Raw genomic sequence first — 15,104 nt, 5'->3', positions numbered from 1 at the left:
GAGCTTTATTTCTAACCGTTAGTTGCCCACTTCCGCTTAATGTAGCCCCTCCATAGTTAGTGGGAAATCCTGCTGAGTTACGTATAATAAAATGACGGAAGTCACCTTTGAAAATTGTCGTCATTGAATAAGTATTATTAGCAAAAAAAACCATAAAACTACAAAAAATACTATTTTAGTAGATTACTGTATAATTACATGTTAGTATTGCATTACCTCGAGGTGGAAAAATCGTATTGCAATATTTTTGAACACTAAAAAATAAATTGGAGTGGTTAAGTTGAAAAAACTAATATATAAAATAATACCAATTGTTACAGCATGTATCCTTCTATTTACAACAATTGGAGGTACAACGGGTTTTGCAGCTGAAAGTTTAGAAAGCACACAAGAAAAAATCTTGAATGTTGAATTAAATGATATAAATCAATTACCCACAGAAAGTTTTAATGGTCCTAGAATTAATTTGGAATCAGAAGTACAGCCGCAGTTTATATTCCCTATTGTTCCATTATTAGTGGGTGTTACTATTAGATTTGGGGTTTCATTTGTTGCAAGAACCGCAGCCGGTAATGTAGTTAGAGTATCAGCACATGCTGCTGAACAAGCAGTAACTAGGAAGATTTCTGCGCAAATGATGGATAAAAGTCTGAGTTCAGGCTTGAAATATGTAGATAAATTTAGTGGGGAACGTATTACTTGGTATAGAGGTAATCAAACTGCTGTCTTACTTAAGAAAACTACAGATGAAGTTAGTACAGTTTATTTACAGCCCGCACCAAAAGCAAGTTGGGTACGTAAAAACTGGGAATGGTTTGGGGATGTGAAATAGCTCTCAGATAACAGAAGAGTTCACATATAAAACGATTGCTCTAATATAAGAGTAAAGCAACTAGTTAATTGTTCATATTAGTTGCTGGATTAGGAGACTTCGGGTACAGTGATTGCAAAGCTGTATCCTAAGTTTTCGCGCCTTTAAACAGAATATCGGACAAAGGATCGTAGTTTTGATTGACGAAATAACCTTCACTTAAGTATACATACAATTATTTGCGTGATAAGGGAGAATCGGCAATTCTCAAAATAGCATGGGGACTAACTGGGCCAATATATTAGAAAGGAGTCTAAAAAATATGAAATGTTTATGTAAACAAAAAGAAGTACATGACTTAAAAGTCGAAGGAGATATAGGAGCCGACCCTATATGGTGTAATCAATGTGGATGTAACTTGGATATAGAAGATATTCCAATTTCACTTGCGTTGAAATCAGAATTAATGGAATGGGTATGGAAATATGGCAAATGGATTGATTGGGATAAAGATGGAGTATTTCCAAATGGGATTGAACTAGAAGAAGAACATAATAAACAGGGTATGTATTTAACAGAGAAATTAAGGGGAGAACTTGAAGACAAATATAAAGTTTCATTTTCCCCATCTACATTTGCGAGAAGACGTGCAGATAAATAGCATTAACTGAGTTTATCCAAAGTTTCCTTTTCCGAGTGTTGTGTATTCTTCCATTCTTAAAGTTAAGTAATAAAGATGAACCTTTGTGGTAGAAATTGAAGGGTTACAAGGGCTTCTCACGATGTGAAGCCCTTGTAACCCTTTTTATATGTCTTGATTTGTGACGACGACTTAAGAGGAGTACCCTCGCGCAGCAGCTCTAAAACTACGGTTTTAGTCCTGTTACGTGAGTTTTTTTATGTCAATTAGATATAATCCCCAAATATGTCTGGCTTCCATGCATGAATCGCATGACGTTCTTTCTCGAAGATTTTCTCTAAATAGATCATTGTTGTTTCGAACTTCTCGTGACCAAGAGAACGCATAATGTCGTATATATCCCCTCGGTTAATCTTTGATATGATCGCAAATACATGTCGAAAAACGTGAGGTGTGACTTTCATCGTTTGATCAGATAAGTTCAATTGGTCTAGGCTAGTAATCTCTTTCTTCACGTATTGTGACAAATACGAAGGGGTATAAGCGCGTCCTGTATTCGTAGTGAAAAGGTGATTAGAAAGTGGTATAAGTAAGGTAGATGCTAGGGTAAAAGGTAAGGGTTTTGTAGTTACTACACCTGTTATTACGCCTCCAGTAGTTAAAACGCCTGTGACTGCTCCTATAGTGAATAAGACACTGGATAGTGTGAGAGATGAGTTTAAGGCTGTGTTTGGGAATGGATATGAGTATAATGTAGGTACCGAATCAGTAAGTATTAAAATAGGAGGTGAAACAAAAAATAAATTGATATACCGATACTATGCAGGATCTAAGAGTGTGATGGTATGGGATCTGAATAAGATTAATGAGACGCATAAAGTAATAAAAGAGTTAGGTTTCCTATTAAAAGGAAATGAATTCAGTAGTGCTATTTCTAAATCAAAAACAACTGGTAATACTATTGATATCAAAGGCACAAGTATATTTCATGCTGGTGATAACCTAACAATAAAATGGTGAAATAGTTTTTAAAAGCGGACGTTTTTCTTCAATCTACAAACGAAAAAGATGCCATCGTCTGTGAAGAGATCGAGGGCTTATAATCCACGTACGCCCGGTCAAAAACATACATCTTTGTCAGCGGATCCAAAGAAGTAGGAGATGCCGGCCGGATTCATCCTGAGTGGTTTGGCTAGATTGCGAGGCGAGGAGCTCCACTCTTTTTGGAAGTCGTTGAAAAAGTTCTAATACTTAGAACTAATTAGAATTCCTGCCAATACCGCTTTGACGCTTTGTGGATGCCTCCCGCGATAAGCCAGAAAGAAGACCAATTGGGAGGCACCCCCTAGCGCCAAGCGTTGTTGGTAGGATTCTTTATTGCAACATATCTAGTTTTATATCTTTTATTCTGTCTCATCGGATAACGATGTAGAACGATCATCCAAATAGCGATATAAAGTAGACTTACTAATTCCAGTCGCTTCTTTTATGTCATATAACGTATAATTCTTACTGTCATACATTGAAAAAGCCAGTTGTAAATTGTCATCTGGTTTTCGTGGACGACCAATCGATTTACCCTGTTGTTTAGCAGCTTGTAGCGTAAATGTAGAAGAATGGCTTAGAAATTTAGATTGTAAATCAGCGAAAAAAGTAGCACTTTGAAGTAGTGAAGCTTTTTGTATTGTTTGATTGGATAATTGTTCATCGAGGAAGTGAATGGCGATTTGATCTCGTTCTGCTAGTCGTAAAATATCTAAAAGCTGCTGCAGGGAATCAGCTAATACTACAATATTTTGGACGAATAGTTCATCATCTTTTTTAAGTGCCATTAATAAGTGTTCAAGCTCTGTTCTTTTCCTGGCAAGTCCATGTGTCTCTTTACATAATGTATCAATGAAAAGTTCATTTAATTGGTTGGCGCAATGTTGATCCAAGACAATCGGACGGATATATCCGTATTTCATTTTTTCGCTCCTAACTTCCCAAAAGTATTACCTTATGGGACTAAAAATGATATGATATTAACATTCTAACATTGGCATAAGCTTTTTTATAATTTTAGACATCATGAAAGGGGAACCGTATGTATACTTTAAAACAACAGTGGTTTGGGAATATGCGTGCCGATCTTTTAGCAGGTATGGTTGTAGGACTTGCACTCATTCCTGAAGCATTGGCTTTTGCGTTCATTGTGGGTGTAGATCCCCGTGTCGCGTTATATGCTTCATTTACAATTGCGGTCATTATTTCGTTTGTAGGTGGCCGACCTGGTTTAATTTCAGCTGCGACAGGTGCAATGGCTTTAGTGCTCGTCAGCTTAATGGCAAATCATGGTCTACAATATGTACTTGCAGCCACAATTTTAACAGGAATTATTCAATTAATACTCGGGGGACTTGGTGTTGCGAATTTAATGCGCTTCATCCCAAACTCCGTCATGCTTGGATTTGTGAATGCACTAGGGATTATGATTTTCATTACACAATTGCCTTATTTACTGGGTTCAAATAGTATGACCTATCTATTTGCGATTGTTACATTAATTTTAGTGTACGCGATTCCACGATTTTTCACGGCTATTCCTGCACCTCTTGTTGCGATTGTCGTTATGACTTGTATTGCGCTCATAAGTGGTGTGAAGTTACAGACGATTGGTGATCTAGGGACGATGCCAAATTCATTGCCGGTTTTTTTCCTTCCAGATATTCCACTTAACTTTGAAACGTTAAAAATCATATTCCCTTATGCTTTGGCTTTATCGATTGTTGGTTTATTGGAATCATTACTTACTTCCCAAGTATTGGATGATATGACTGATACGTCGAGTAATAAAAATAAAGAAGCACGTGGACAAGGGATCGCCAACTTTATCACTGGTTTTTTCGGTGGGATGGCAGGTTGTGCTTTAATTGGTCAATCAATCATCAATATTAAATCAGGTGGACGAGGACGCTTATCAACATTAACCGCGGGTGTATTTCTACTGTTTTTAATTATCGTTTTAGGTGATATAGTTATCAAAATTCCGATGCCCGTTCTTGTCGGGGTGATGATTATGGTTAGTATTACAACATTTAATTGGGGTTCGTTTAAGTTTTTGAAACAAGCACCTAAATCGGAATCACTTGTTATGCTCATTACAATTGCGATTATTTTATATACACATAATTTAGCGATTGGTGTTGTTAGTGGTGTTATATTAAGTGCGCTATTCTTTGTTGCAAAAATTTCTCGTGTGACAGTAACGCATGATTTGGATGGATATAAGGTGAAAGGACCTTTGTTTTTTGCATCAACTACGAAATTTATTCAGTCATTCGACAATGTTACAGAAAATGAAATCGTCATTAATTTTGAAAACAGTCAGCTGTGGGATGAATCTGCAGTCGGTGCAATATATAAAGTGAAACAGAAGCTTGAGCAAAAAGGTGTGAAGGTACAGATTCAAGGGTTAAATTCTTCAAGTGAACAATTGTACAAACGATTAACATAAGGGAGGAATTCACATGAAGATTGCTGTAGCAATTGATGGGTCAGAAAATGCTTTACGTGCAGCAAAACATGCTATTACGATCGTCCGTTACTTACCTGATGCGCAGTTAGAAGTTATTTATGTCTCGGACTATAATAAGGCAAAAGATGAGCGGCTGTTATCGCAAAGTCCAGAGAGCTTAACATTAAAACGAGAGCAAAAAATGCATCCTATTTTAGAACTAGCAAAAGATGTCGGAGTGAAGACGAAGACTACCATGTTGAAAGGGAATCCAAGTCAAGAAATAATAAAGTATGTGAATTCAGAAGGAATTGACCACCTTGTCATCGGAAGTCGCGGCTTAAATACTTTTCAAGAAATGATAATCGGCAGCGTCAGTCACAAAGTAATGAAGCATGTAAATTGTCCGATTACGATTGTTAAATAAAGGGCCTTCATTCCCAATGCTATCTGATGCGTGACTGGTGAGAAATTGTGTAAAGAGTGCCTGTCCAACAATGAACACTGAAATTTGTGTAACACAGATACTTTTTTAATGGGTAAAATAAAACTTCCTGTACCGTACTCAATAATAAAGTGTCTGCGCAGAAACAAATAACAACTTCACCCGCTACGCCATTTCATAATGCGTACCAAAGCGGGATTTTTTAATAGCACAATAAACCATCAAATGGGATATTGAATCACGTAAATAGGTAATTTATTATAAAAATCCCTTGTAGTGTACGGGGGTGTTAAAATAAAGTCACGGATAGTATGTTAGACGACTACCCTTAAATTTGGTCCTATCGGTTTCTTTGAGTTGGTAAAGGGGGATTTCCATATGAGAAAAAAAGACTCGTTAGGGCTAGCGCACTATGTAGATTCAATTGAAGCACAACAAAAGCTATATAAGCGGTCGCTATTTGTTGTCGTGATGTCCCAGATTTTTGGTGGGGCGGGACTTGCAGCTGGGATTACTGTGGGGGCATTAATTGCTAGGGATATGTTAGGAACTGCAAGCTTTGCAGGGTTGCCGGCTGCATTGTTTACACTTGGATCTGCGCTTGCAGCGTTCTTAGTGGGCAGGATTTCGCAGCGTTTTGGTCGTCGGTACGGATTGTCACTTGGGTTCATCACAGGTGGAATCGGTGCGATAGGTGTCATCTTCGCAACGACTATGGACAATGTGTTGTTATTATTTATTTCGCTATTTGTTTATGGTGCAGGGACTTCGACGAATCTACAGGCGCGTTACGCCGGAACAGATTTGGCTAGTGACAAGCAGCGTGCGACTGCCATTAGCATCGCAATGGTTTCAACTACGATAGGTGCGGTGGCGGGACCTAATTTAGTGACGCCGATGGGGAACTTCGCAATGACGCTAGGTATACCAGCTTTAGCGGGGCCATTCATATTAGCAGCGGCGGCGTACCTCGTAGCTGGACTAACGTTGTTCTTCTATTTGCGTCCTGATCCATTTCTAGTTGCAAGAGCAATTGCGGTAAAGCAGGAAAAACAAGTTGATTCAAATACTACAACAGTAAATAAAACACGACAGAGTAAAGTAAACCGAATCGGTATTTTTGTCGGTGCGATGGTTCTCGTCTTGTCTCATCTCGTCATGGTTGCGATCATGACAATGACCCCAATCCATATGCAAAACCATGGATCTGGACTGACGGTCGTTGGATTGGTGATCAGTCTACATATTGCGGCGATGTATTTGCCATCGCTTGGTACAGGTCTATTAGTCGATAAATTCGGTCGTACAGTAATGGTCATTGCTTCGGGTGTCACGTTATCAATTGCGGGATTACTAGCAGCCTTTTCTCCAGGTGATTCCCTCGTCTGGTTGACGATTGCACTAATAGTGCTAGGCCTTGGATGGAATTTTGGCTTAATCAGCGGAACAGCAATCATCATTGATTCAACTGATATGACAACACGTGCAAAAACACAAGGTTCTGTTGATGTGTGGGTTGCTTTAGCTGGAACAGCAGGCAGTATATTGTCAGGAATCATTGTTGCCTACTCAAGCTATGCTGTTTTAGGCTTTCTCGGCATGTACCTTTCGTTACTTTTGATACCACTTATTGTTTGGAAACGGTTTAAAGAGAAAAAAGAACATCACAAAACTTAATGACAGAAGCAAGAAAATAATGATCCTGCAGCAGTTAGCACATGTGATATGAAAAGAAAAATGAGAGAATTACACTTCATTCTATTGAATAGAAAACACCGGAAATCCATCGACCAAAACTCGGCGGGATTCCGGTATTATTTTTGTGTAAATCAACACTTCTGTTGATTTACCAAGAGTAACTATATAAGTTGAAATAAAGACTCCCATCAAATCCGTTACGGCGCTCGGGGATGCCTCCAGCCCTTAGCCAGATGAGGTATCCTTTAAACTATATGGAATAGCCTCTTGGCATTAACGGTATAATTTCTGCGGAGAATGCAGAAATTATACCAACCGAACTCTTCGTTGTTCGGTTGGCTACCCCTAGTAACGCGCCTTCACTCAGTTCCTATAGGTATTCATTTGTTCAACATATATAGTAGTTTATTTTACGTGAACCATCAGTCGTTGTTACTTGGAAAAGCAAATGTTGACGCGGATTCACTGTTCTCTTCAAACCACTTTTCTGAAATGGTTTTAGTCTTGGTGAAGAAGCGGGCTTGGTCAGGCCCAAACATATGCCCCTCACCGAATCTCGAGCGTTTCCAACCGCCAAAGTTATGATAACCAACAGGAATTGGAATTGGCACGTTTACCCCAACCATGCCGACGTCAATCTCCGTTATAAATTTGCGAGAGGCTGCTCCGTTATTTGTGAAAATTGTGACACCGTTACCGAGCTCATGTGCATTGATTAAGTCGATTGCTTGCTCTAATGTATCTACCCGAACGACATTACGAGCAGGTCCAAATACCTCTTGCTCATAAATCTCCATGCCAGGTTTGACGTTATCTAATAAGGTAGGACCTAGATAGAAGCCATTGGAATTTTTAGCGATGTCTGGATTGCGACCATCGCATACGAGTGTAGCACCTTCTTCTAGGCTACGGTCGATAAAGCCAATGATCGCGTCCATTGATTGCTTTGTAATAACAGGCCCAAAATCAACGTCTGAATCTGTGTATGGCCCTACTTTTAATTTTGCGATTTTATCAGCCAATACTTTGACGAGTTTATTCGCTGTTTCTTCGCCGACGGGAATGATTGTGGAAATGGCCATACAGCGTTGGGAAGCGGCACCATAGGCCGCGCCTAAAAATGCGTTTGCGACCTGTTCTAAATCTGCATCTGGCATGACAATCATATTGTTTTTACCGCCACCTAATGCCGTAACGCGCTTGCCGTATTTTGAACCGGTTGTGTAAATATAATCAGCGACAGCTGTGGAGCCGACAAACGAAATGGCTTCAACAGCAGGGTTTTCTAATAGCTCGTTGACCGCATCCTTGTCGCCATTGATGACTGTCCAAACACCATCAGGTAAACCCGCTTCTTTCCACAGTTCCGATAAAAATAATGCGGAGCAGGGCACGCGCTCGGACGGCTTTAAAATGACGGAATTGCCGACTGCGACCGCCATAGTTGTAATGGCAAGTGGCACCATCACTGGAAAGTTGAATGGGGAAATCGCTGCAACAACGCCAAGTGGTGCTTTTACGGAATAAGCATTAATATTCCCACCAACATTGACGGAGTACTCACCTTTTAATAGGTGAGGCGCATTGATGGCTAAGTCGACGGATTCTAAACCACGTGTGATTTCACCCTTGGCATCCTCGATTGTTTTCCCGCTTTCGATACAAATGATGTCGATGAGCGTATCGATACGTGCGGTCATCAATTGACGAAACTTCATGACAATTTCAACGCGTTTGCCAATCGATAGGGCGCGCCATGCCGGAAAGGCTGCTTTAGCTGTTGCAATTGCGCTTTGCACTTCCTCTTTCGTTGCAATAGGGACGCGTGCAATCACTGCCCCTAAACTCGGATTGAAAACATCTGAGAAGTGACCACTTGTGCCTGCAACGATTTCACCATTAATAAAATGCCCTAGTTCTTTTACCTCTGTATTTGTTACCATACATTCATTTCCCCCTTGTGTTTTACGCTTTTGGCAGTAGTTCATTTAAAGCGTGCGTAAGTTTTTCAACAATCACATCTTTTTCTGCTAATGAAATAATCAGTGGTGGAGCGAGTGTTAAAGTATTGTTAAAGCCTGCAACCGTGACACCATTTTTCCCAATGATTAACCCTTGTTCTTTACATAAAGCGATGACTTTGTTGACAGCAGTTACATCAAGTGGCGCTTTGCTGTTTTTGTCACTCACAAGCTCAATGCCAATCAGTAAGCCTTTACCGCGGATGTTGCCGACATTTGGATGATTCTTTAAGCGTTCTTGTAGTTCCGCATGGATAATTGCGCCCATTTCTTCTGAGCGAGCAAATAAATTTTCATTTTCCATGATTTCGATATTTTTGAGGGCAACTGCACAAGCTGCTGGAGAACCTCCGAATGTGTTGACGTGGCGGAAAAAGTCGTACTCCTCACTCCCATTGAAAGCCTCATAAATTTCGCGACGCACAGCTGTAGCAGATAACGGCATATAAGCACTTGTTAAGCCTTTTGCCATTGTGACAATATCCGGCTGAATGCCATAGTTTTGGAAGCCAAATGCTTTGCCTGTACGTCCGAAGCCGCAAATTACTTCATCGACAATGAGCAGGGCCCCATGCTTTTCACAAACTGCTTTTACCCCACGCAAATAGTCCTCATGGGGCATAATCACGCCTCCACCGGTAATAATAGGCTCAAGTATTACGCCGGCAATCGTCTCGGATGATTCCCAAGTCATGACATTATCGATTGCCTGAACAGACGGTAGGGCAGTTGGCTCTGTAATATGATCTTCGTTTGCACGGTAGGCATCTGGTGGTGCAACATGGAGGAAACCAGGTGCTAACGGTTCGTACTTATATTTACGTTGTGCTTGCCCTGTTGCCGCTAATGCCCCCATCGTATTGCCGTGGTAGGCACGATAGCGGGAAATAAATTTGGTGCGATTTGTATGACCTTTTTGCTGATGGTATTGACGTGCGATTTTGAAAGCGGCTTCATTCGCCTCTGAACCACTATTAGAGAAAAACACAACATAATCATCGCCTAATAATTCGCTGATTTTTTCGCTCAGTTGAATGGCAGGGATGTGCCCAACGGATAGAGGAGTATAGGCATTTTCCAGTAATTGCTCGTAAGCGACTTTGGCGAGTTCCTCTCGCCCGTAGCCAACGTTCACACACCATAAACCAGACATGGCATCTAAATAACGTTTCCCATCAATGTCCGTTATCCAAGCGCCCTTCGATTTCTGAATGATTGTCGTCGCGTTTGGGTTGTAGGGCTTCATGGAATGCCATACATATTGTTCATCTTTTACTTGCCAATTTTGACTCGTTAAATTCGTCATCGAGCATCATCACTCCTTCATTTATCATCATGCTATCACTAGCGTTGCATAAATACAGGCAGAAAATTCACTCTATTAAATTTCACAGTTCAGAGCCAAAAAGGGAAACACTTCAATAGAGGTGATTCCATCTATTTGGTTTTTATTTACAATTATACTTGTGCGACAAGTTCGTTTTCATTTGGATTTGGAAGGGTACCAGCTGGCTTTATCCATTATAAAAGAACTTTTAGTTTGCAAAAAATAACGAATATTTTGAGTATTTAGAGCGAGTGGGTAGAATTAATGCGACGCTAGTGTCATGCTATAAATCTATTATCCGATTTTTCGGTGAAAATAGCATTATACACAATGTAAAATAAATAGGCTGTTGCTTTTCACATAAGGTGAGTGAAGAGAATGGTTAGTTGTCGCTAAACAGTATTAACTCTAGTGCTAATCGCTTTTCTGTTTGCATAAAATCTGAGCCTAGCAACTGCTCAATTTTTTCCAAACGATGGTACAGTGTTTGTCTAACGATAAACAGGCGTTCGGCAGTGTCTTTTTTTTGACCATTGGTGTGTAAATATACTTTTAACGTTTCGACTAATTTACTGCTATGCTTGCGGTCATAGTCAATAACGGGCTGTATATATTCGGTCATCATGTCCATAATATATGGATTTTTTTGTAATTGCAAAATTAAATGATGGAGGTGTAAATCCTCGTAAAAATACGAAAGCTGTGGATCTTTCCATCGAATGTGTAAGGTGTCTTTGGCTGTTAGAAAGCTAGTATTGAGAGCTTGGAAATGAGTCACGTATTTTCCTACAGCGACTGAAGTTTTAAAGTCACCATATTTATATTTTTGCTGATTGTCATGGATTTGTGTAATGGCTTGTTCGATACGTTGCTTATATGTTTCTTGCGCATGTATATTCGCTAAAATAAAAATAAGCTGTTGTTGCTTTTCTATGATAAACGGATAGAATTCTAACTTCACTAAGACATTGCGCGTAAACAGCTTATAGTACGTTAAATCACTGCTTTTGCTTTTGTGGATTTGAAGAATCATGACCAGCCAATTACTTGTTGTGATATCTGCATGATGGTCTTGCAGGAAATGCGTCAATTCCTCCATATTGGATAACCCATTCAGCCATTGCTCTAGAACTTCACGATCCTCCACAGCCTTTTTTTCCTCGCTATACAAAACCCGCAATAAATAGTGTGAAAGTGCAATAACCGTGCGATCTAAAATCAGTGCATCGTATTCATTGACGACGCGCTGTGGGGAAAACAAACAAACCTCCCCATAATATTGGTTGAAAATATTCACCTCACAGCGAATAACATGTTTTTCCACATAATCAGGGCTTGACTGTTGTTGCATCTTATCATACTTGTCCTGCTGAATATTGGGAATAAACACAGGCTTTTGCCCATTAAATGTAAAGATGACCTGCAAGCCAAGATGTTTATAGAGGTGCATTAAAATTTGCTCGTAATTGTTGGCGGTCAGTGTATATTTATTAATTTGCTGTGCGTAGTTCTCTAGGTTTTTCACCATGCCATATTGCTGATTGATGAGGATACTGTGTATTTCTTGTGTGATTTCGACAAAGGCTACCTCCTGATGAAAGATGATGAGAGGGAATTGGTAGTCCGTCGCCAGTTGCTGTATGCAATCAGGAATTTCTTGAATGACGCTACCGAGCTCAATGCACAGCCCAGCTGATTTGGATGCTATTAATTGGTGAATAAAGTGATGGAAGTCATCATCATTGTTTTTCAAATGAATACCCGTAGTCAAAATTAATTCATTGCCCTTTAATAATTTGGCAGCATCCATAGTTTCGACGATATGCACCCATTTGATGATATTGAGTTGCCCCTCTGCACCAGCAAGAAGCTTCGCGCTACTGAATAACTTTTTCGTCAGTACATCTGCTATAGTGAGTGGAAATTCATTCATAGTGTCCTCCTATCACGCATAATTATTGATGCGTCAACACATCTTCTATTAAAAAGGCCATATACAAATTGGTTTTTGTAAAAGGGTTGGTGGCGTCTATATCTAATAGCAGTTCAACTTTTTTGATTTTATATAGGACAGTGTTGCGATGAATGAATAGACGTTCACTAATTTTACTCGTACTGCCGTTTTCTTCAAGGAAAATACGTAAAAATGACACGTAATCGGTGTTGTGTAAATCATCATATCGATAAAGTTGTCCAAGTATATCCTGGCTAAAAGATTCAATTAATGTCCGGTTTTGCACACCCATAATAATTTTATAGGCTCCAATTTCTTTATATTTGTATAAGAAGCGGTTGTTGTGCAACTGTGCTAATTGAATGACAGTGAGTGATTCCTCGTAGCTTTTATGGATGTTTTCGTAGTCTTCATAAAAATTCCCTTTGCCGATGATGACATTTAAGCTGCCGCTTTTCTGGGTGATCTTGTCGTAGATGTCTTCAACTGTTTTTGAGAAAGGACTATTGGATGTAGTGATCTGTGTTCGATTGATGAGAAAGATGAGGTGGTTTTTGTGCTTGAGTCTTAAAAATCGTTTATATCTATTTTGGAATGCGAACTGAATGAGGACCTCGTAACGGCCAATGCTACTGCGTGCATCTGTTGTTGTACAAGTGATGATGGCCAATTCTGCGCCTTGTGGAAATCCAAGTTGGGTTAAATTTTGCCTTGTGGAATCGACGTGCTGTTTGTAATGAAACAGTAAGTTGTAAAGGACTTGGTCTTCGGTGGATTGTTCTTGCTCGTGGGTGGCGATAAATTGAAATGTCATTTTTAAAAGGTCGGCTACACGGCGGTCCCAAGGCATTTGGAAAACGGGCAATTCATGCTCATTGGCAAACGAGATGACCGATTCGGAAATGTCAGGAATATAAGGTCCCGTATTCACGATAATACCAGCTATTTTTTTAGTGTACGCCAGTTTAACGAGTTGTTCTAAGGATGTATTTTGGTGTGGAAAGTTAATGCCTGTTGTTACAACTAATTCATTTGGTCGGCAAAACGTGATTAAATCAATGCTTTCTACTACGTTAATACCTGAAACTTTTCGATACAAACCGCTTTCTCCAGCTACTAATGTCAGCATCGGGAATAGAGCCCCCTCTAGGATTTTGCCAATCGTTCCCATAACAGCCCCCCTTATTATACAAATAACGTACCATAAATATTGTGCACTTGCACATACTTTCTTAGTTTTATATCCATATCTTCCAAATAGTTTCTATTTTATGATTGTCATAAACAACCACTTATTTATAACTATTAATTTAGAATTTTCGTAAACAACCACTATTTTATTACTGTGAAAGAGAGGACTTGCATATGTATAAATGTAATAGTAGTAGATTACAGGGGTTAATTGAACAATTTAGTCAATTTGGTGCAACTGCCAATGGAGGCGTAACCCGTTTGTCCCTTTCAAAAGAGGATGTATTAGCGAGAGACTATTTTTGTGAAATATGCATAGAGTTAGGCATGGACATTCAAGTAGACGATATGGCAAATATCTATGCGATTCTACCAGGAAAAAAAGAGTGCCCACCCATCGTAATGGGATCACATTTAGATTCGGTTGAAAAAGGTGGCAGGTTTGATGGTGTCTTAGGTATTTTAACCGCAATAGAGGCGATACGAACGTTAAAGGAAAACGACATTGAGCTCGAGATCCCATTAATGCTTGTGAATTTTACGAATGAAGAAGGTGCGCGCTTCGATCCGGCGATGATGAGTTCCGGTGTCATTGCTTCAAAATTCAGTAAAGAAAAAATGCTAGAATCTATCGATAAAAATGGTATTACTTTTCAAGAAGCATTACAGGCGAGTGGCTACGCGGGGGAGCAAGGAAATCGCTTAACAGAAGCCCTTGCATATATTGAGCTGCATATTGAACAAGGACCGGTATTAGCAGCAAAGCAACGTGACATTGGGGTGGTAGAAGGCGTTTTAGGCATGGTGTGCTATGAAATTACCGTGACAGGTGAATCAAATCACGCTGGCACAACGCCAATGTCGATGCGTAAAGACCCGATGATTGTGGCGTCTCGTATAATTTCATCTTTGCATGAGCAGCTAAGTAAAATCGACGAAGCGCTTGTGTTCACATTTGGGCGTATGCACGTGGCACCTAATATTCATACAGTCATTCCGAACGAAGTAGTGTTTACTATGGATTCGCGTCATCAAAATCCAGCGGTGATGCTCAAAGTAGAAAAGCTATTGAAAGGTCTAGCTTCAGAGGAAAGCGGTTGCCACATTAGCCCGGTCAAGCTATGGGGGCGGGAGACCGTATTATTTGATGCAGCTATATGCAATGAAGTGGAAAAATCATGTCATGACTTTGGTTATTCCTTCCAACGTATGTTCAGCGGGGCGGGGCACGATGCACAGTATATCGCGAGCTTCATCCCATCGGCAATGATTTTTGTTCCAAGTATCAAGGGGAAAAGTCATTGCGAGGAGGAAGAAACAACATTTGAAGACTGTGCAAAGGGGGCAGACGTGTTACTGGAAACCGTGTTGACACTACAAAAGAAGTTCAGCATGGGCGAAAAATACACACTTAACTCATGATGAGTGCAGGTTGAAATACTATAATTCGCTAGCACATTGGTTCATCACTAAAAGTTAGAGATGACGTTGGATTAAACTGCATATCATTAGAATGCGGGT

The 15,104-nt window shown here is 39.9% G+C and carries 13 protein-coding genes; 7 read left to right on the top strand and 6 right to left on the bottom strand.

Annotated elements, in window-relative coordinates:
* The first annotated feature begins 280 nt into the window (after window positions 1–280).
* Both H7992_RS16010 and H7992_RS16005 read left to right on the top strand, forming a co-directional pair.
* Entirely contained in the window at window positions 281–832 is a 552-nt protein-coding gene (locus H7992_RS16010) for a hypothetical protein (RefSeq protein ID WP_187045244.1), read from the top strand.
* A gap of 301 nt (window positions 833–1,133) precedes the next feature.
* On the top strand, window positions 1,134–1,472 hold the full coding sequence (locus H7992_RS16005; RefSeq protein WP_187045243.1) for a hypothetical protein: 339 nt from the start codon (window positions 1,134–1,136) through the stop codon (window positions 1,470–1,472).
* A gap of 245 nt (window positions 1,473–1,717) precedes the next feature.
* Here H7992_RS16005 and H7992_RS24815 read toward each other — a convergent pair whose 3' ends face one another.
* Window positions 1,718–1,966, bottom strand: coding sequence for a tyrosine-type recombinase/integrase (locus H7992_RS24815; protein WP_340742402.1), 249 nt, complete (start codon window positions 1,964–1,966; stop codon window positions 1,718–1,720).
* 154 nt (window positions 1,967–2,120) lie between these two features.
* Between H7992_RS24815 and H7992_RS24810 the strand changes: the two genes are divergently transcribed.
* A complete protein-coding gene (locus tag H7992_RS24810; protein ID WP_255428456.1) occupies window positions 2,121–2,471 on the top strand; it encodes a hypothetical protein in 351 nt (116 codons plus the stop codon).
* 383 nt (window positions 2,472–2,854) lie between these two features.
* On the opposite strand, the gene H7992_RS15995 is transcribed toward H7992_RS24810, so the two are convergent.
* Window positions 2,855–3,418: a recombinase family protein gene (locus tag H7992_RS15995; RefSeq protein WP_187045242.1), complete on the bottom strand. Its 564-nt coding sequence runs from the start codon at window positions 3,416–3,418 to the stop codon at window positions 2,855–2,857.
* Between the two features lie 119 nt (window positions 3,419–3,537).
* On the opposite strand from H7992_RS15995, the gene H7992_RS15990 reads away from it, so the two are divergent.
* The 3 genes from H7992_RS15990 (at window position 3,538) to H7992_RS15980 (ending at window position 7,069) form a co-directional block, all read left to right on the top strand.
* The gene (locus tag H7992_RS15990; RefSeq protein ID WP_187045241.1) at window positions 3,538–4,947 is read left to right on the top strand and encodes a SulP family inorganic anion transporter; all 1,410 of its coding nucleotides are present in this window, start codon (window positions 3,538–3,540) and stop codon (window positions 4,945–4,947) included.
* 13 nt (window positions 4,948–4,960) lie between these two features.
* Window positions 4,961–5,374: a universal stress protein gene (locus tag H7992_RS15985; RefSeq protein ID WP_187045240.1), complete on the top strand. Its 414-nt coding sequence runs from the start codon at window positions 4,961–4,963 to the stop codon at window positions 5,372–5,374.
* Between the two features lie 396 nt (window positions 5,375–5,770).
* Window positions 5,771–7,069: an MFS transporter gene (locus H7992_RS15980; protein ID WP_187045239.1), complete on the top strand. Its 1,299-nt coding sequence runs from the start codon at window positions 5,771–5,773 to the stop codon at window positions 7,067–7,069.
* 443 nt (window positions 7,070–7,512) lie between these two features.
* On the opposite strand, the gene H7992_RS15975 is transcribed toward H7992_RS15980, so the two are convergent.
* The 4 genes from H7992_RS15975 to H7992_RS15960 form a co-directional block, all read right to left on the bottom strand.
* The gene (locus H7992_RS15975; RefSeq protein ID WP_187045238.1) at window positions 7,513–9,033 is read right to left on the bottom strand and encodes a CoA-acylating methylmalonate-semialdehyde dehydrogenase; all 1,521 of its coding nucleotides are present in this window, start codon (window positions 9,031–9,033) and stop codon (window positions 7,513–7,515) included.
* 22 nt (window positions 9,034–9,055) lie between these two features.
* Window positions 9,056–10,417 (bottom strand): aspartate aminotransferase family protein, encoded by a 1,362-nt coding sequence (locus tag H7992_RS15970; protein WP_187045237.1) that lies wholly within the window; start codon window positions 10,415–10,417, stop codon window positions 9,056–9,058.
* A 403-nt stretch (window positions 10,418–10,820) separates the two neighbouring features.
* The gene (locus H7992_RS15965; protein ID WP_187045236.1) at window positions 10,821–12,371 is read right to left on the bottom strand and encodes a PucR family transcriptional regulator; all 1,551 of its coding nucleotides are present in this window, start codon (window positions 12,369–12,371) and stop codon (window positions 10,821–10,823) included.
* 22 nt (window positions 12,372–12,393) lie between these two features.
* Complete coding sequence (locus H7992_RS15960) at window positions 12,394–13,563, bottom strand: PucR family transcriptional regulator (RefSeq protein WP_187045235.1); 1,170 nt, start codon at window positions 13,561–13,563, stop codon at window positions 12,394–12,396.
* Window positions 13,564–13,757: 194 nt separating this feature from the next.
* Here H7992_RS15960 and H7992_RS15955 point away from each other — a divergent pair, with 194 nt between their 5' ends.
* Window positions 13,758–15,005 (top strand): Zn-dependent hydrolase, encoded by a 1,248-nt coding sequence (locus H7992_RS15955; RefSeq protein ID WP_067210732.1) that lies wholly within the window; start codon window positions 13,758–13,760, stop codon window positions 15,003–15,005.
* The last annotated feature ends 99 nt before the right edge of the window (window positions 15,006–15,104 follow it).

It is taken from the genome of Sporosarcina sp. resist (genome assembly GCF_014302295.1).
In the GTDB taxonomy this organism is placed as follows: Bacteria; Bacillota; Bacilli; order Bacillales_A; family Planococcaceae; genus Sporosarcina; species Sporosarcina psychrophila.
The sequence above is the reverse complement of the archived record's forward strand: the minus strand, read 5'-3'. Positions and strand labels throughout refer to the sequence as shown.

Bases quoted from the DNA above. Each gene is read 5' to 3' on its own strand.
- H7992_RS15955 (WP_067210732.1), top strand. From the start codon at position 13,758: ATGTATAAATGTAATAGTAGTAGATTACAGGGGTTAATTGAACAATTT.
- H7992_RS15965 (WP_187045236.1), bottom strand. From the start codon at position 12,371: ATGAATGAATTTCCACTCACTATAGCAGATGTACTGACGAAAAAGTTA.
- H7992_RS15970 (WP_187045237.1), bottom strand. From the start codon at position 10,417: ATGACGAATTTAACGAGTCAAAATTGGCAAGTAAAAGATGAACAATAT.
- H7992_RS15980 (WP_187045239.1), top strand. From the start codon at position 5,771: ATGAGAAAAAAAGACTCGTTAGGGCTAGCGCACTATGTAGATTCAATT.
- H7992_RS16005 (WP_187045243.1), top strand. From the start codon at position 1,134: ATGAAATGTTTATGTAAACAAAAAGAAGTACATGACTTAAAAGTCGAA.
- H7992_RS15960 (WP_187045235.1), bottom strand. From the start codon at position 13,563: ATGGGAACGATTGGCAAAATCCTAGAGGGGGCTCTATTCCCGATGCTG.
- H7992_RS15975 (WP_187045238.1), bottom strand. From the start codon at position 9,033: ATGGTAACAAATACAGAGGTAAAAGAACTAGGGCATTTTATTAATGGT.
- H7992_RS15995 (WP_187045242.1), bottom strand. From the start codon at position 3,418: ATGAAATACGGATATATCCGTCCGATTGTCTTGGATCAACATTGCGCC.
- H7992_RS15990 (WP_187045241.1), top strand. From the start codon at position 3,538: ATGTATACTTTAAAACAACAGTGGTTTGGGAATATGCGTGCCGATCTT.
- H7992_RS15985 (WP_187045240.1), top strand. From the start codon at position 4,961: ATGAAGATTGCTGTAGCAATTGATGGGTCAGAAAATGCTTTACGTGCA.